This is a genomic window from Winogradskyella pulchriflava, assembly GCF_042434315.1.
GTDB lineage: Bacteria > Bacteroidota > Bacteroidia > Flavobacteriales > Flavobacteriaceae > Winogradskyella > Winogradskyella pulchriflava.
In genome coordinates, this window is sequence record NZ_JBHLTQ010000001.1 from 370,557 (window position 1) to 388,373 (window position 17,817).

Annotated in this window: 12 protein-coding genes; 9 read left to right on the plus strand and 3 right to left on the minus strand. The window is 34.7% G+C overall.

Going from position 1 to position 17,817, the window contains the following annotated elements; all coding sequences use genetic code 11:
* Window positions 1-7: 7 nt before the first annotated feature.
* The 7 genes from bamH to ACFFGA_RS01660 all read left to right on the plus strand — a co-directional run bounded on the left by bamH (window position 8) and on the right by ACFFGA_RS01660 (window position 12,083).
* The gene (gene bamH / locus ACFFGA_RS01630) at window positions 8-1,720 is read left to right on the plus strand and encodes a BamH family beta-barrel-assembly machinery protein (protein WP_386058708.1); all 1,713 of its coding nucleotides are present in this window, start codon (window positions 8-10) and stop codon (window positions 1,718-1,720) included.
* A gap of 11 nt (window positions 1,721-1,731) precedes the next feature.
* Window positions 1,732-3,579: a glutamine--fructose-6-phosphate transaminase (isomerizing) gene (gene glmS / locus ACFFGA_RS01635; protein ID WP_386058711.1), complete on the plus strand. Its 1,848-nt coding sequence runs from the start codon at window positions 1,732-1,734 to the stop codon at window positions 3,577-3,579.
* Between the two features lie 174 nt (window positions 3,580-3,753).
* On the plus strand, window positions 3,754-6,585 hold the full coding sequence (locus ACFFGA_RS01640; RefSeq protein ID WP_386058714.1) for a TonB-dependent receptor: 2,832 nt from the start codon (window positions 3,754-3,756) through the stop codon (window positions 6,583-6,585).
* Between the two features lie 23 nt (window positions 6,586-6,608).
* On the plus strand, window positions 6,609-8,288 hold the full coding sequence (locus ACFFGA_RS01645; protein ID WP_386058716.1) for a G-D-S-L family lipolytic protein: 1,680 nt from the start codon (window positions 6,609-6,611) through the stop codon (window positions 8,286-8,288).
* A 156-nt stretch (window positions 8,289-8,444) separates the two neighbouring features.
* The gene (gene atpD, locus ACFFGA_RS01650; protein WP_386058718.1) at window positions 8,445-9,953 is read left to right on the plus strand and encodes a F0F1 ATP synthase subunit beta; all 1,509 of its coding nucleotides are present in this window, start codon (window positions 8,445-8,447) and stop codon (window positions 9,951-9,953) included.
* 77 nt (window positions 9,954-10,030) lie between these two features.
* Window positions 10,031-10,324, plus strand: a complete 294-nt coding sequence (locus tag ACFFGA_RS01655; protein WP_386058721.1) for a F0F1 ATP synthase subunit delta/epsilon — start codon at window positions 10,031-10,033, stop codon at window positions 10,322-10,324.
* 94 nt (window positions 10,325-10,418) lie between these two features.
* The gene (locus tag ACFFGA_RS01660; RefSeq protein WP_386058723.1) at window positions 10,419-12,083 is read left to right on the plus strand and encodes a S8 family serine peptidase; all 1,665 of its coding nucleotides are present in this window, start codon (window positions 10,419-10,421) and stop codon (window positions 12,081-12,083) included.
* Window positions 12,084-12,085: 2 nt separating this feature from the next.
* Here the strand turns inward: ACFFGA_RS01660 and ACFFGA_RS01665 are convergent, their stop codons facing one another.
* Window positions 12,086-12,526 (minus strand): LexA family protein, encoded by a 441-nt coding sequence (locus tag ACFFGA_RS01665; RefSeq protein ID WP_386058726.1) that lies wholly within the window; start codon window positions 12,524-12,526, stop codon window positions 12,086-12,088.
* Window positions 12,523-13,779 carry a Y-family DNA polymerase gene (locus ACFFGA_RS01670; RefSeq protein ID WP_386058729.1) on the minus strand — a complete coding sequence of 419 codons (1,257 nt, stop codon included), beginning with the start codon at window positions 13,777-13,779 and terminating at the stop codon, window positions 12,523-12,525. Before ACFFGA_RS01670 ends, ACFFGA_RS01665 begins: the two co-directional genes overlap by 4 nt.
* Before the next feature lie 195 nt (window positions 13,780-13,974).
* Between ACFFGA_RS01670 and ACFFGA_RS01675 the strand changes: the two genes are divergently transcribed.
* Window positions 13,975-14,391, plus strand: coding sequence for a putative signal transducing protein (locus ACFFGA_RS01675; RefSeq protein WP_386058731.1), 417 nt, complete (start codon window positions 13,975-13,977; stop codon window positions 14,389-14,391).
* Here ACFFGA_RS01675 and ACFFGA_RS01680 read toward each other — a convergent pair.
* Window positions 14,381-15,877 (minus strand): aminotransferase-like domain-containing protein, encoded by a 1,497-nt coding sequence (locus tag ACFFGA_RS01680; RefSeq protein WP_386058734.1) that lies wholly within the window; start codon window positions 15,875-15,877, stop codon window positions 14,381-14,383. The genes ACFFGA_RS01675 and ACFFGA_RS01680 overlap by 11 nt on opposite strands.
* 70 nt (window positions 15,878-15,947) lie before the next feature.
* Here ACFFGA_RS01680 and ACFFGA_RS01685 point away from each other — a divergent pair, with 70 nt between their 5' ends.
* Complete coding sequence (locus ACFFGA_RS01685) at window positions 15,948-17,765, plus strand: TonB-dependent receptor plug domain-containing protein (protein ID WP_386058737.1); 1,818 nt, start codon at window positions 15,948-15,950, stop codon at window positions 17,763-17,765.
* The last annotated feature ends 52 nt before the right edge of the window (window positions 17,766-17,817 follow it).

The window sequence follows — 17,817 nt, forward strand, 5'->3', positions numbered from 1 at the left end:
TAGCCCTATGAAAATAAATAAAATTGCACTTCAAATTTCAGTATTTGTCCTTATAGTATCAAGTTTTATTGCTTGCGATAAAGACTTTGCTACACTAGAGTCTGATATAATTAACCAAGATATTGCTACAAATTTTGATATTTTATCACTCAGTGAGACCAATCCTGCATTAACCGAAGTCATAACAAAAACAGAAGCATTAGACCCAGTGCAAACCAATGGTGTTGGATTCAGTGCGCTTGGGTTATATGATGACATATATGGCAGAGTTTCTTCTAGTTTTGTTGCCCAACTAACCTTATCAACTTACGCACCAACTTTTGGAGATGAGGCAGTAATTGATTCAGTAGTATTATCAATACCATATTACGGATCAATTACTGATATAGATGAAGATGGAAATTATACCTTTGATGTAGATTCTATCCTTCCAGAGGCAAGTTCTTACAATCCTATTAAGCTAAGTCTTTATGAAAGCTCATATTTTATTAGAGATTTTGACCCAAATGCTGAGTTTAATGAAGAGCAAGTTTATTATTCCAACAAATATGCTTCGTCTAGTGAAATGATTTCCGATGCCAGCTTAATGAGTAACGAATTGAGTATGCTAATGCCAAGCCCTGACCCTGTTAACCACGTAACATTAGATGCAAATGGCAATCTTGATATTAATGATAGAGGATTTATATTGACCGAATTAGATGATGAGGGAGAAACACAAGTTACATCAAGACAATTTCCTGGCATTAGATTAAAATTAGACCCTCAATTTTGGAAAGAAAAAATTCTTGATAAAGAAGGTGATGCTGTTTTAAGTAATGCTAATAACTTTTTAGAATATTTCAGAGGTATATATTTTAAAGCAGAACCTGTTAATGATGACGGCAGTTACCTTTTACTAAACACCGCCTCTACTAACTCTAACATAACAATTTATTATACAAGACTTACTCCTTCAACAACAGATGATCCTGATGAGACAGAGCAAACGAGTTTTACTTTAAATTTTGGAGGCAATAGAATTAATTTTTTAGAAAACAGCTTCGATAATGAAAGTTTTGAAGACCTTTCAGAAGAAGGATCGAGTAGAGTTTACCTAAAAGGAGGAGAAGGAACCATAGGAAGAATATTATTATTCAATGGAGATAATGAAGATGACGACCCTGAAATAAATGCCTTTGAACAATTTAGAAGTGAGTTTGTAGTAACTGAAGATGGTAAATTTGTGAAATCCAAGCGCTTAGTAAACGAAGCAAATTTAGTATTCTATGTAGATGATAATGTACTCAATGGAGAAGAGCCAGATCGCATTTTTTTGTATGATATAGAGAATAAAACGCCGTTGGTAGATTATTTTTTAGATGGTATTAATAATGCACTACCTTTATTTTCAGTTTCAAACCATCTTGGACCGTTACAACGAGTTAATGATGATCCAAATGAAAATGGCATTAAATATAAACTTAAAATAACCGAACATATAAATAATTTGTTAGTTAGAGATTCAACAAATGTTGAACTAGGTTTAGCTGTTTCATTAAATGTTAATTTAGAAGAATCTATTGGACAAAGAAAAGTCCTAACGTCAGACAATTCTGATTTTACAGTTCCTGTTAGTTCTGTTTTAACACCAAGAGGTACAGTATTACATGGCAGTAATACTGAAGACGAAAGCAAAAAAGTGTATTTAGAGATCTATTACACAGAACCAAACAACTAAAAAATTAACCTATGTGTGGAATTGTTGGATATATTGGCCATCGAGAAGCTTATCCTATTATTATTAAAGGACTTCAAAGATTAGAATATCGTGGTTACGATAGTGCAGGTATAGCGCTATATGATGGAAAAAACATCAAACTATCTAAAACCAAAGGAAAAGTTTCTGATTTAAAAGAAAAATTAGAAAACGAAATTTCTACAAACGGTACACTTGGTATAGGCCATACAAGGTGGGCAACTCACGGAGTTCCAAACGACGTTAACTCTCACCCTCACCATTCTAACTCTGGTGATTTGGTAATTATTCATAACGGAATTATTGAGAATTACGACTCATTAAAAAAAGAACTTATAAAGCGAGGATACACCTTTCAATCAGATACAGATACAGAAGTATTGGTTAACCTTATTGAAGACGTAAAGAAAAGTGAAAACTTAAAACTTGGGAAAGCAGTTCAGATTGCTCTAAATCAAGTTGTTGGAGCTTATGCTATTGCTGTTTTTGATAAAAATAAACCTAACGAAATTGTTGTTGCTAAATTAGGAAGTCCATTGGCTATAGGTATAGGTGATGACGAATTCTTTATTGCAAGTGATGCTTCACCTTTTATTGAGTTTACGAAAAACGCCATTTATCTTGAAGATGAGGAAATGGCCATAATAAGACGTAATAAAGAGGTAAAGGTTAGAAAAATTAAGAACGATGCGTTAGTAGATCCCTACGTGCAAGAACTTCAACTTAATCTTGAGCAAATAGAAAAAGGTGGTTACGACCATTTTATGCTAAAAGAGATACACGAACAGCCTAATGCTATTTTTGATACATTTAGAGGTCGTTTGTTAAGCAATGAAGCAATGGTAAAGCTAGCTGGTGTTGAGGATAACATGAAAAAATTCCTTGCTGCCGACCGTATTATAGTTGTTGCATGTGGTACTTCATGGCATGCAGGCTTAGTTGCCGAGTATATATTTGAAGATTTAGCCAGAATACCTGTTGAGGTAGAATATGCTTCAGAATTTAGATATAGAAATCCTGTTATTACAGAAAAGGATATAGTCATTGCAATATCACAGTCTGGTGAAACTGCAGACACATTAGCTGCAATTAAATTAGCAAAATCTAAAGGAGCTTTTGTATTTGGAGTATGTAACGTTGTAGGTTCGTCTATCGCAAGAGAAACTGATGCAGGCGCATACACACACGCTGGGCCAGAAATTGGTGTAGCATCTACAAAGGCTTTTACCACTCAAATTACGGTGCTTACCTTAATGGCATTACGCTTGGCAAGAGCAAAAGGAACAATTTCAAGTTCAGAGTTTAGACACCACTTAATAGAATTAGAAATGATTCCTAGTAAAGTAGAAGAAGCTTTAAAATCTGATGCTTATGTGCAAACAGTCGCAGATATTTATAAAGACGCAACAAACTTTTTATATCTAGGTAGAGGATTTAATTTCCCTGTAGCATTAGAAGGAGCTCTAAAATTAAAAGAGATTTCATATATACATGCTGAAGGTTATCCAGCGGCAGAAATGAAACACGGTCCTATAGCTCTAATAGATGAACAAATGCCTGTAGTTGTTATTGCAACTAAGAAAGGACATTATGAAAAAGTGGTAAGCAACATACAAGAAATAAAATCTAGAAAGGGTAAAATCATCGGTATTGTCACTAAAGGCGACACAAGTGTTAAGGAATTAGCAGACCATGTTATTGAAGTACCAGAAACCCTAGAGTGCCTTACTCCGTTACTAACTACCATTCCATTACAATTATTATCATATCATATTGCAGTTATGTTAGATAAAAACGTAGATCAACCTAGAAATTTAGCTAAATCTGTAACGGTAGAATAGCTAAAACCAGATATAAAAATCTTATTTTTAAGCCTTAAAATTGTATGATTCTCAATTTTAAGGCTTAATTTTTTTTAAATATTACTATGCGTGCATAATTTTATAAGAATTTCTTATTGAATTTTCATATATTTAATTAAATTGCTCATCTAATAAATTAACTAATTCTCTAAAATGAAGACAATCTTAAAGCTTTTCACAATGCTTTTTTGTGTGGTATCCTTTGCACAAACCACCGTAAAAGGTAAAATTACTGACAATACTGGATTACCCTTACCTGGTGCAAACATTGTAGTAGTTGGTACTAGTTCTGGTACAGTATCAGATTTTGATGGTAACTATTCTTTAACCGTTGAACAAGATCCGCCATTTTCTATTCGTGTAAGTTACACTGGGTTTCAAGTACAAACAATTGAAGTAACTGCTAATAATCAAACTGTAGATGTAACCTTAGAAGAAGGTAACGAACTAGATGAAGTCGTTATTTCTGCTTCGCGTACACCAGAACGAATTTTTGAATCTCCTGTTACGGTAGAGCGATTTGGTTTAAAAGAAATTAAAAATACAGCATCAGCTGATTTTTATGATGGTTTGGAAAACCTTAAAGGAATAGATATCAACACAAACAGTTTAACGTTTAAGTCTATTAATACGAGAGGTTTTGCGGCTTTTGGAAACAATAGGTTTGTACAACTTGTTGATGGTATGGACAATTCTGCACCAGCATTAAACTTTCCATTAGGAAACTTATTAGGTATGACAGAAACAGATGTTCAAAGTGTAGAAATCTTACCTGGTGCTTCGTCAGCTCTATATGGTGCAAATGCATTTAATGGTATTTTATTTATGAGAAGTAAAAATCCATTCGACCATAGCGGCATTAGTGGTTATGTAAAAAGAGGTATAACCTTACAAGAAGCTGCTGGTGATAATGATTTTACAGACGTAGGTATTAGAATGGCATATAAGTTTAGTGATAAATTTGCAGCTAAAGTAAATTTCGGATATCTAAAAGGTACGGATTGGTATGCCACCAATTATGATGATAAAGATAGAGTTGGCGGAACGCGAGAGTCAAACATAAATTATGATGGAGTCAACATATATGGTGATAATGTTTCTACAAACATAAGAGATGCTGCTCCTGCACAATTTCAACCACTTTTACCAGATGTTAATGTAAGTAGAACAGGATATGCAGAAGTAGATTTAACCGATTATAATGCTGAAAGTGTTAAAGCAGATTGGGGATTATACTACCGTCCATGGGCAAATGATTTTGAAATTCAATATGTTGGTAAAATAGGAACAGGTTCAACGGTTTACCAAGGCGCACAACGCTATAGAATTGATAACTTCTTTTTACAGCAACATAAATTAGAAATTAAAAACGATAATTTCTTCGTAAGAGGATATATAACGGCAGACAAAGCTGGAGATACCTACATTTTGGATGCGTTAGGCCCAAATTTATTGCAACAATGGAAATCTCATGAAGATTGGTATGGGGATTATATTCCAGCGTTTATTGGAGCTACCCTTGGAGGTGCTACTGAAGCAGAAGCGCATGCTGCAGCAAGGCAAGTTGCAGAAACAGGTAGGTATGAGCCTGGCACACCTGAGTTTCAACAAGCTTATGAAACAGTAACAAATACGACCGGATTTTTAGAAGGTTCTGCAATTCGAGACAACTCAAAAATTTATCATGGTGATGCAAATTATAATTTTGGAGATATGGTAGAATTTGCAGAAATACAGGTTGGTGGTTCTTATAGAACTTACAAGTTAAACTCTTTTGGAAGTATTTACGCTGACGAGAATGGTCCTATCCTTTATTCTGAGATAGGTGTTTATTCGCAATTACAAAAATCGATAGAGTTAAATGAAACCTTAGATCTAAAACTAACAGGATCTATGCGTTATGATAAATCTGAATTATTTGATGCTTTTTTATCTCCTAGGATTTCGGCAGCTATTACAGTAAACGATAACCATAATTTTAGAGCTTCATTTCAGTCAGGATTTAGAAATCCAAGTACGCAAGAATTATACATTGGTTTAGAAACAGCTTTAGGAACACTGGTTGGTGGAGCTTCGGATATTGGTGATCGCTTCGAAAGAGATTATTCAGTAAGCCAATTTGCACAAAACAACTTAGGTCAACCTTCATCAATAACTCAAACTGCTGCTGCAGCTTATACGAACTCATTATTTCGTTCAGTTGAAGGTGAATTGACTAACGAAAACCGTGATGTAAATTCTAATGGAAGAGAATTTATTGGCAACCCAAATTATGTTAAACCAGAAAAAGTAAGTTCATTTGAATTAGGCTATAGAGGTAAAATAAAAAGTTTTATTATTGATGCCTCTGTATATTATAATTCCTACAATGATTTCCTATCAAACGAAACTGTTATTGCCCCTCTTTATGGAAATGTTGAAAATTTTGACTTAACAGGTTATGACCCAAACAACCCTGCGTCAGTAGGAGGGTTAAATTCTGATACGCAACAAATTTTGGCAGCATTAGAAAATGAAGATTTTAATGGGTATCAAACCTACACAAATTCTGAAGAAAAAGTAAACTCTTATGGTGCTGCAATTCAAATTTCAACTAAAGTATTTGACGGTTTTGATTTAAGTGCAAACTACACATATGCTAAATTAGATTTTGATGTAAATAAAAATCCGGATTTTAGAACTAGCTTCAATACACCAGATCATAAAGTAAAAGCATCTTTCGGTAAAACAGAATTATTTAAAAACTTAGGCTTTAATGTATCTTGGAGGTGGAGTGACAATTATTTCTGGGAGTCTTCTTTCGGTGACGGAGAAGTACCAGCCTTCCATGTACTCGATGCACAGGTTAATTTTAGAATTCCAAGCTTTAAGTCAACACTTAAAGTTGGTGCTACTAACTTATTACAAGACGAATACTTTACAGCATTCGGAACTGGTTTTATAGGTTCTCAATACTACGTGTCTTGGACTATCAATAATTTATAATAACGGAAAAGAAATTATTTAAAATGAAAAAACTAAAATATATAGCGCTATCATTACTTACCTTAGGTATGGTAGCCTGCGAGAATGAACTCGTTCAGGATATAAGAGATAGAAACAATACAGGTGTTGATGATTCATCATTACCAGAATTAACAGCTGGCACTGCTGATTTCTCAAATTACGTAGCTGTAGGAGCTTCGTTTACTGCTGGTTTTACAGATAATGCACTTTTTATTGCATCACAAGAAAATTCATTTCCTAACATTATGGCAAACATGTTTGCTAAAGTTGGTGGAGGTACCTTTACGCAACCTTTGATGAATGATAATTTTGGTGGTCTTATCTTAGGTGGTAATCCTGTAATTGACCCTTCTACTGGAAATCGTCTTTTTTCCGAAAGACTCGTTTTTGGTGGTGCTGGTCCAGTACCATTACAAGCTTTAAATCCTTCTGCAATGTCCACTACAGATTTTGCTTTAAACAACCCAACTGGTCCATTTAATAATTTAGGTATACCTGGTGCAAAAAGTTTTCATTTAGTTGCACCTGGTTATGGAAATCTGTCAAATTTTCCAGCTGCAGCAAACCCTTATGCCATCCGCGTCACAGGTAATGCACCAAATGCATCAATTTTAGAACTTGCTATGGCGCAAAATCCAACATTCTTCTCATTGTCTGAAATTGGTGGTAATGACGTCTTAGGTTATGCCACAACAGGTGGAGATGGTTCAAATCCAATCACGCCAACTGCAACTTTTGATGCGTCTTTAAATGCTTTAGTTGGTGGTTTAACTGCAAACGGAGCAAAAGGAGTTATTGGTAATTTACCAAACATAACAAGCTTATCTCATTTTACAACGGTTCCTTATAATCCACTAGATCCATCTAATCCTGATTTTGGACCATTAATTCCAACATTAAATTCTTTATTTGGAGCTTTAAATGGAGTTTATGCATTTTTAGAATCTCAAGGTGCAATTAATGATGCTGCCGCACGTTCAATTGTATTTACTGATACTGCAGCAAACGCTATAGTTATACACGATGAAAACTTGGCAAATATATCTACATTAATTACGCAAACCTTGTTAGCAAATCCTCAGTTCCCTGCATTTTTAGCTCAGTTTGGCTTACCTGCTGCTGCAGCTCCTCAAGTTGCTGGGTTATTAGGCATCATGTATGGTCAGTCTAGGCAAGCAACAGAAAATGATTTGTTTGTATTACCTAGTTCCTCTGTAATTGGAACAGTAAATTCTGATTTCGCAGCGTTTTTAGAGAGTCAAGGCTTATCGGCAGCACTTGCTGCACAATTTGCTACTGAAGGAGTTACATTACCTCTAGAAGACAAATGGGCATTATTACCACAAGAGCAAGAGGAAATAGCAATTGCTACTGAAGCATACAACGCTTCAATATTAGCAGTTGCCAATGCCAACGGATTAGCACTGGTTGATTTAAATTCAATATTAGAGCAGGCTTCATCTGCAGGTATTATGTTTGATGATTACAATATGAATACCGATTTAGTATTCGGTGGCTTAGTAAGTTTAGACGGAGTACATCTAACAGCTAGAGGTTATGCTTTAATGGCAAATAGTTTTTTACAAGCTATTGATGCCACTTACGGATCAAATTTTGAAGCTTCTGGTAACCTTGCAAAAGCAGGAGATTATCAAACAAATTATTCTGCATCTCTACAATAGAATAGTAATACTTTTATATATAAAAACACGCTTTTAAAAAGCGTGTTTTTTTTATTCAAAAAAGCCTAGTTTTTTTAAATAAAACTATATCTTTGCAGCGCGAAAAACGAGCTGTTTTTCATATTTAAATTATTGCAAAACAAAAACATATAAGTAATGTCAAAAGTTACAGGTAAAGTTGCACAAATCGTAGGCCCAGTTATCGATGTAGAATTCGCTGCTGGTTCAGAGCTTCCAAAGATTTATGATTCGTTAGAAATTAACAACCCAGATGGTTCAAAATTAGTACTAGAAGTACAATCTCACATTGGTGAAGATACTGTACGTACTATTGCAATGGACTCTTCTGATGGTTTAAGCAGAGGAACAGAAGTTACTGCTACTGGTGCTCCTATCCAAATGCCAATTGGCGAAGATGTTTACGGACGTCTTTTTAATGTAATTGGTGATGCTATTGATGGATTAGGTGATTTACCTAAAGCTGGTGATGCTGGCTTACCTATTCACAGACAAGCTCCAAAATTCGAAGACTTATCAACGTCTACTGAAGTTTTATTTACTGGTATTAAAGTAATCGACCTTATTGAGCCTTATGCAAAAGGTGGTAAGATTGGATTGTTTGGTGGTGCTGGTGTTGGTAAAACAGTATTAATTCAGGAGTTGATTAACAATATTGCTAAAGGTCACGGTGGACTTTCTGTATTTGCAGGTGTTGGTGAAAGAACACGTGAAGGAAACGATTTACTTCGTGAGATGCTAGAGTCAGGAATTATCAAGTATGGTGATGACTTTATGCACTCTATGGAAGAAGGCGGATGGGATCTTCAAAAGGTTGACAAGTCAATCATGAAAGAATCTAAAGCTACTTTCGTTTTCGGACAAATGAATGAACCTCCTGGAGCTCGTGCTCGTGTGGCATTATCTGGTTTAACTATTGCAGAATATTTCCGTGATGGTGCTGGTGATGGACAAGGAAAAGATGTATTATTCTTCGTAGATAACATCTTCCGTTTTACACAAGCTGGTTCTGAGGTATCTGCATTATTAGGTCGTATGCCATCTGCGGTAGGTTACCAACCTACATTAGCAACTGAAATGGGTGCGATGCAAGAGCGTATTACTTCAACTAAAAAAGGTTCTATTACATCTGTACAAGCGGTATATGTACCTGCGGATGATTTAACGGATCCTGCTCCTGCAACAACGTTTGCCCACTTAGATGCTACTACTGTATTATCTCGTAAGATTGCTGAGCTTGGTATCTATCCTGCGGTAGATCCTTTAGATTCTACATCACGTATCTTAACAGCTGATATTTTAGGTGCTGACCACTATAACTGTGCACAGCGTGTAAAAGAGTTATTACAACGTTACAAAGAATTACAAGATATTATTGCTATCCTTGGTATGGAAGAATTATCTGAAGAAGATAAAATGGCTGTAGGTAGAGCAAGACGTGTTCAACGTTTCTTATCACAACCATTCCACGTAGCTGAGCAGTTTACAGGCATACCAGGTGTATTAGTTGATATTAAAGAAACTATTAAAGGTTTTAATATGATTATGGATGGTGAATTAGATCACTTACCAGAGGCAGCGTTTAACCTTAAAGGTTCTATTGAAGAAGCTATTGAAGCTGGAGAGAAAATGTTAGCAGAAGCTTAAAAACAGTAAGCAGTATGCAGTAAGTAGTATGCAGTCGCTACTAATTACTAAATACTGATTACTAAATACTAAAAACTATGTATTTAGAAATTGTATCACCAGAAGCTACTTTATTTAGTTCAGAAGTTGATTCTGTAGTTGTACCAGGTGTAAATGGTGAGTTTGAGATGTTAAAAGATCACGCTCCTATTGTATCTATTTTAAAAGAAGGTACTATAAGAATTAATACACACACACAAAGTCATCTTGTATTTGATGAGTTACACACTGAAGTTGTTCCTCATAATGATGATAATAAAGTATTGACCGTAAAGATTAATTCTGGTACGATTGAAATGAAAGATAATAAGCTAATTATTTTAGCTGATTAGATTTTAATAAGATCTCTCAAATAATAAAAAAACGTGAAGCAAATTGCTTCACGTTTTTTTATTACCTTTATTTTCAACAAATTAATCATATCCTATGAAGCTATTCTACACGTTTATTGCAATTCTATTTATTCAAATTATTTTTTCGCAAAACTCAGAGTTTGCTAAGAATAGAATTCTCTTTTCTTTTAATGACTCTAAACAAATAAGTGCTATTGATGATATTGGTGCTATTGAAGCGCTTCAATTCCTTTATAATGATTTTTCAATTAAAAGAATTAAACTTCTTGATAAAGCATATTCAAAATCCAATAAAATAAATAATAGACCGATATTAATTGAGTTTAATAATACAATAGAGGTCGAAGCTGTTATTGATGCATTAAAAAACACAAATCTGTTTCTATATGTAGAACCAGATTTTATAAATTATGGATCGGGTATAAAAAAAGAAGACAAATTAACTCCAACTAAAAACACAGAAAATATCTTGTTTACTACAACGCCAAATGACACCTATTTTTTTAGACAATGGGCTTTGCATAATGATGGTACATTTAACCTATCACCTTCTACAGTAGATGCAGATATAGATATGATTGAAGCTTGGGATCATACAACAGGAAATCCAAATATAACTATGGCTGTAATGGATTCGGGTTTAAGAATGACTCATCCAGAATTTACAGGTAGAATCTGGACTAATCCAAATGAAACTACTAATGGTACTGATACAGATAGTAATGGGTATATTGATGATATTAATGGTTGGGACTTTGTAAACGATGACAATAACCCTACTGACGATCATGGTCATGGTACTAATGTTGCTGGTATTGCCACTGCGACTGGAAATAATGGTATTGGATATGCAGGAGTGGATTGGAGCTGCAAAGTAATGCCTCTAAAAGTGTTAGACAATAATAATTCTGGATTTACCTCTAATATCATTGAATCGTTTTATTATGCAATAGCCAACAACGTTAAAATCATTAGCATTTCTATTGGTGGTAGTGGGTTTTCAGTCGCTTACGAAACCGCAATTAACTCAGCTTACAATAATGGTATTATTGTAGTGGCATGTATGATGAATTTTAACAACAACGTATCATACTATCCTGCTGCTTTTACAAATACAATTGCCGTAGGATCTACAGACTCAAATGATGAAAGGACTGAGCCTTTTTTCTGGAGTAATACAAGTGGCAGTAACTATGGTAACCATATTGATGTTGTTGCACCTGGAAATTATATGTATGGGCTTTCTTATAGCTCAGACAATAATTATAATTCATATTGGGGAGGAACCTCTCAAGCAACACCTCTTGTATCTGGAATATGTTCTCTTATGCTTTCTTTAAACCCTAATCTAACTGTAGATGAGATTAGAGCAATTTTAAGAGATACTGCTGAAGATCTGGTTGGTGATGCTCAAGATACTGTTGGTTGGGATCAATACTATGGTGCTGGGAGAGTTAATGCGTTTAATGCTTTAAGCCGAGTTTTATCAACCGAAGACTATAGTTACACTAACTTGACCATTTACCCGAATCCTGTAGTTGATAATTTACACATTTCTACATATAAATTGTCAAGTATTAAAAACTATACCATTACTAATATTAGTGGGCAGCTTCTAAAAACCGGAATCATTGAAGATAATAGTATAGACTGTTCTTTTTTAAGTGAGGGTGTCTATTTTGTTAAACTAACTTCAGACTCTGGCATTAGTGAGTTAAGAAAATTTATTAAAAAGTAGAACTAAACCTTTTTAATTACATTAGTTACAATGCCCCAAATTACAAAGTCATTGTCTTCTGTAATTTTTATAATTGGGTAATCTGGATTTTCTGGCTGAAGCCAGACTTCGCCACCAGATACTCTAAGACGTTTTACAGTAAATTCACCATCTAAAAAACAAACTGCTATTTTATTGTTTTCAGGCTCTAGACTTCTATCTATAACCAACAAGTCGTTATCATCTAAGCCTGCTCCTATCATAGATTGCCCACTTACTCTTGCATAAAATGTAGCTTCTTTATTCTTTACAAGTTCTTCATCTAAGGACAAACGCTGTTCTTTAAAGTCGTCTGCTGGAGATGGAAAACCTGCTGAAATACCTGTGTCAAAAAAGTTTGTACCAGCTCCTTCAACAGCTTCTGGCACAAAAAAAGTTAAACTTCCTGATGTTTTTGTTATCATTTTACTACAATAATGTCGTTAATATTCGTGGTATATCTTGGGGACAAACGTTCTTGGCGCATTTTCCAAGTACGTTCTAAATCTTGATTTCCTATTTTAATTTTATCGCTTTTATATTTTCTATTTATAGTATCTATGGCAGACATTAAAGGTTTGTGCTTAGGGTCTTCTTTGTTAAACATATCTAACTGATAGTTGTCCGTTGGCACCAAACCTGTAACAATAACTCCTGCTCTTTTATATTTAATACCACTTTTGTAAATAGACTTAACTGCATTAACAGCTGCTCTACTAATTAGCAATGATGAGTCTGTTGGATATGGAAAACTCACAATTGTGCTTCCGCGATGTTGTTCTAAATCTTTTTTATGCCTGTTACTGCTTAAAGTTACAATAATCATATGGCAACTAGAGCCTTGTTTACGTAATTTCTCTGCACAACTCGATGCAAAAGTAGAAATACGTTCCTTTATGTAATTAATATCGTCGTAGGTATAATCAAAACTTCGGGTTGTGGCAATAGCTCGCTTACGTGTTGGCTCGTCTAATTTTATTTTAGAAACACCCTCTAAATCTTTTTTAAGCTTCCACGCTGTTATAGAAAACGTTTTGCGCACCCAATCATCTGGTAATTGTGTAAAATCATAAGCTGTTTTACAACCTTTTGCTTTTAATCGTTTTTGAAGACCTCTGCCAATTCCCCAAACATCTTCCAATTTCATCCATTTTAAAGCCTTAATCCTAGAGGCATCTGAGTCTATAACATAAACTCCTTTTGTTTCATTAGGAAACTTTCTAGCAATCTTATTGGCAACTTTGCTCAATGCTTTTGTTGGTGCTACACCTACGCAGGTTGGAATACCTGTCCATTTTAAAATACGTGTTCTAATTTGACTCCCATAATCCTTAAAATCGCAATCCTTAAACCCTTTAAACTGTAGAAAGGCTTCATCAATACTATAAACCTCAACATCTGGTGTGTAATGTTCCAATATTCGCATTACACGACTACTCATATCTCCGTATAATGGATAATTAGATGAAAGCACCTTAATATTATTTGCCTTACAAAAACCTTCCCATTTAAAAATTGGCGCTCCAAATGGTAATTGTAATGCTTTAGCTTCATCACTCATAGAAATGACGCAACCATCATTATTGCTAAGGATAGCAACTGGTTGTCCTTCTAGGCTAGGGTTAAAAACCCGCTCACAAGACGCATAAAAATTATTACAATCTACTAAGGCATACATAGATTGTAAAGATAAAATATTTTAGTCTTCAACGTACTCTAAAATATCACTTGGTTGTTAATCTAAAGTTTTACAAATGACCTTGATTTAACTTGTCTTTAAACATAAAGGTTAGCTGTGGTTATATGTTTATATTATTTATTCTCTAAACCTTTTTATTTTGAAAACCTAAAAGGTCTTACTTATCTTTACAGCATGCAAAACATCTTCGTTACCGTTGCAAAATTTCAATATTCTGCAGAAGCTGAAATTATTAAAGGCAGATTAGAGTCTGATGGCATACAGGTATTCTTAAAAGATAACATTACCATTGATACAGATCCTTTGGTAAGCCAAGCCATTGGAGGTATAAAACTAAATGTACTTGCTGAAGATGAAGCTAAAGCTCGCGACATTCTACAATCTATTTCAGCTTATACATTAGACGATAACGGCAATGCTATAACATGTTCTAATTGTGGTAGTAGTAACGTAAGTTTATATTCAACTATAAACAGTTTTAAGTCCTTTATTCATTTTCTATTGGGTATATTATCTGGTACGCTTCCTTTTAGTGCACGTTATGAATATAAATGCGACAATTGTAAAACAACCCTTTCCGTTAAGAACTAACAACAATATCGTAAGCCTGTTTTAGCTTAACCACAACAATTTCTATTTCCTTTTCATTCAGCTGGCCAAAACCAAATCTTATAGCACAGGTGTTTTTATCTTGATATAGTATTGTTTTAGGTAAAAATAAATCTAATTTTTCTGCCTCTTCTGCTAGTTTTACCAACGATATAGGCGATGAAAACTGCAACCAAATGGCTAAACCACCAGCAGGCTTTTTAAAATGTATAATATCTTTAAAATAATCAGCTAAATACTCGCATAATAGATCTCTACGCTGCTTGTAGGTTACAATATTTTTTTTGAGCAATCTATAAATCTCACCTTCAGAAATTAACTCGGATAACATTTGCTCTTGTATAATATCTCCTTGTTCGTCTAAAAGCGTAAGATAATTATCGGCCTCAGCAATTAAGTTTTCTGGTGCCACAACAAATCCAGACTGAAAACTAGGAAACAACGATTGTCCCATTTTACCCAAATAAATTACCATACCATTTGTATCTGCTGTTGCCATTGGTAGCATTGCAGAACCATCAAACTGAAAATCGTAATCATAGTCATCTTCAATTATGGCAAAACCATAATCTCTTGCCAACTGCAAAAGTTCTAATCGTCTTTTGGCACTGAGCTTTTTTGTGGTTGGGTAATGTCTGTGTGCACTTACATAAACACACCTAATTCGCTTCTTTACAAAATGTTTACGAATATAATCTACGTCCAAGCCTTCATTATCAACAGGAATGGTTCGTATTGTAGCACCAGCTTCCTGAAAAATAGTGTTTGAAGCATAATGACTCAACTGCCCAACCAACACCAAATCGTCTTGCTTTATTAAAAGTTGAGACACAATGTAGAGACTCATTTCAGTGCTACGTGTATTGAGCAAGTTGCTAGGCTGTATATGAAACCCTCGTGTAGCATTAAGGTAATTGCTCAATTGAGTTTTAAAAACAGATGCAGAAACTGTTGCTGCCTTATTCCATTTTTGTATAAGCGGTTTTCGTTTCATAGCTGCACTGTACCATCTCGAAAATTGATGCGTAGGATGCAACCGTAAATCTGGCTTACCATCATTAATAATATATTTAGCTTCTGTTTTTTGGAATTTTGAAGCCAAATGAAACGACTGCTGAAAAGGAAAACCAGCTTCTTTAGGATAGTTATAAGCCTGATGCACTTGTGCTGCAGTAGCTTTTATTTTTGCTGTGGTCTGCTCCGGAAATAATACAAATGTGCCTTTATTAGCAATAATCTCTACCCAACCTTGTGAGGCTAACTCATCATAAATAGCAACTGCAGTATTTCTGTGAACTTCTAGTAACTGACTCATCGTTCTGGTACCTGGCAATTTGGTACCTTTAGACAAATAGCCACGCTGAATAGCATTAACAATCTGCTGTGCCACCTGTACATAGACAGGTTGTACTATAGATTTATCGTAAGTAATGAGTTGTTTTAAAATGGCACCAACCGGACTATTCATTGTTTTAAAAGTGGACTATTTTAATCGTCCGGAAAGTTACGACTTTTGTACTTTCAATTTAAAACTAAAAATGAAAAATAAAATTAACCTTCTTGCAATACTATGCTTTGCTATTACTCAGCTTAATGCACAAGAAACCACACAGCAACTCGATTCTGTAACGATAACTGGCACACGTATCGATTTACCGTTTAGAGAAAATTCTAGAACCATAAATATAATTACCGCCAAGGATATTAAAAACAGTGCCGCTATAAATCTTGTCGATCTTTTACAACAAGTAGCTGGTGTTGACATCCGCAGACGTGGTACTGGTGGTAGCCAAGCCGATCTTTACATTAGAGGAGGTGGCTTTGACCAAACACTTTTGCTTATTGATGGCATTAAAATGGACGATGCACAAACTGGACACCATACAATGAATGCGGCTTTACCTCTTGAAGTGATTGAACGTATAGAAATAATTAAAGGACCTGCTGCCAGGGTTTTTGGGCAAAACGCTTTTTCTGGTGCCATTAATATTGTAACAAAAAAGAACTTAAAAAACTCTACATCATTAAATGTTGAAACGGGTTCTTTTGGTCAACTTAATGGCAATATTACTGCTGGTGTGGATTTAGAAGAGTCATCTCATATTGTTCATATTGGTCGTGTAACTTCTGAAGGTTACCGTTTTAATACCGACTACGATAATGCTAATTACTACCTAAAAAGTACCTTCAATAAAAACGCACAACCTATTGAAATGACTGCAACATTCTTAGAGCGCAAGTTTGGTGCAGAAAACTTTTATACTACAAACCCTACTTTTCATGAGTATGAAGAAACACAAAACAGCTTAATTGCGTTTACTACTACATTCAGAACAAGCAAGCTAAAAATTCAGCCTAGAGTTTACTGGAAACGCAATCAGGATCTATTTTTATTACGACGAGATGAGCCAGAATTTTATAGAAATATGCACATCTCTGATAAAATTGGAGCAGAAGCTAACGCCTCTTATACTTCAGAATTAGGTATTACTGGTTTTGGTATAGATCTTTCTAAAATTTACTTAAGGAGTAACAATTTGGGTCAGCGCAACCGCTTTATGACTAATATCTTCTTAGAACATCGTTTTAGTTTACTTGATAATAAACTGGATATTACTCCTGGTGTGGCACTCACCTATTTTTCGGACTTTAAGTTTCATGCATTTCCTGGTCTGGATGTTGGTTTTGATATCACCAACAACTTTAAGGTTTATGGTAATATTGGCTATACCTATCGTGTACCAACCTACACTGACTTATATTATAGTGATCCTGTAACTAGTGGAAATACAGATTTAGAACCAGAAGAAGCTTTTGCACAAGAGCTTGGGTTCAAATACATCTCACCTAAACTTTCAGCAAGTATTGCGGTATTTAATAGAGATGCTGATAATCTCATAGACTATATAAGGACTGATGTGTCTGAAGACGTTTTTACTGCTACTAATATCACTGAAGTTAACACCAAAGGCCTAGAGTTTGATGCTGCCTACAACTTTAATATCAAAACCTATACTCAAACTTTAGCGTTTGGCTACTCGTATTTAGATGACAATATTTTAGACCAAAACGAGGAATTATCACGTTATTCCCTAAACACCTTAAAACATCAGTACACAACACGATTAAGCACACAGTTGTTTAAAAATGTAAGTCAGAATATTGTTTACAAATATGCAGAGCGTACCACAGGACAAACCTACAATGTTTGGGATGCCTCTATTGCTGTAAAATTAAACCAAGCAGAATTCACTGTAACCGCAAGCAATATATTTGATGCAGATTATATTGAGTCTGGTTTTACACCAATGCCGCCAAGTAATGTTTTGTTTGGCTTACGCTATACATTTAAGTAATATAAATGCCACTTATATTTGAGTGGCATTTTTTATTTATTGCGTTTACACA

Bases quoted from the DNA above. Each gene is read 5' to 3' on its own strand.
- bamH (WP_386058708.1), top strand. From the start codon at position 8: ATGAAAATAAATAAAATTGCACTTCAAATTTCAGTATTTGTCCTTATA.
- glmS (WP_386058711.1), top strand. From the start codon at position 1,732: ATGTGTGGAATTGTTGGATATATTGGCCATCGAGAAGCTTATCCTATT.
- ACFFGA_RS01680 (WP_386058734.1), bottom strand. From the start codon at position 15,877: ATGAATAGTCCGGTTGGTGCCATTTTAAAACAACTCATTACTTACGAT.
- ACFFGA_RS01645 (WP_386058716.1), top strand. From the start codon at position 6,609: ATGAAAAAACTAAAATATATAGCGCTATCATTACTTACCTTAGGTATG.
- ACFFGA_RS01670 (WP_386058729.1), bottom strand. From the start codon at position 13,779: ATGTATGCCTTAGTAGATTGTAATAATTTTTATGCGTCTTGTGAGCGG.
- ACFFGA_RS01665 (WP_386058726.1), bottom strand. From the start codon at position 12,526: ATGATAACAAAAACATCAGGAAGTTTAACTTTTTTTGTGCCAGAAGCT.
- ACFFGA_RS01660 (WP_386058723.1), top strand. From the start codon at position 10,419: ATGAAGCTATTCTACACGTTTATTGCAATTCTATTTATTCAAATTATT.
- atpD (WP_386058718.1), top strand. From the start codon at position 8,445: ATGTCAAAAGTTACAGGTAAAGTTGCACAAATCGTAGGCCCAGTTATC.
- ACFFGA_RS01655 (WP_386058721.1), top strand. From the start codon at position 10,031: ATGTATTTAGAAATTGTATCACCAGAAGCTACTTTATTTAGTTCAGAA.
- ACFFGA_RS01640 (WP_386058714.1), top strand. From the start codon at position 3,754: ATGAAGACAATCTTAAAGCTTTTCACAATGCTTTTTTGTGTGGTATCC.
- ACFFGA_RS01675 (WP_386058731.1), top strand. From the start codon at position 13,975: ATGCAAAACATCTTCGTTACCGTTGCAAAATTTCAATATTCTGCAGAA.
- ACFFGA_RS01685 (WP_386058737.1), top strand. From the start codon at position 15,948: ATGAAAAATAAAATTAACCTTCTTGCAATACTATGCTTTGCTATTACT.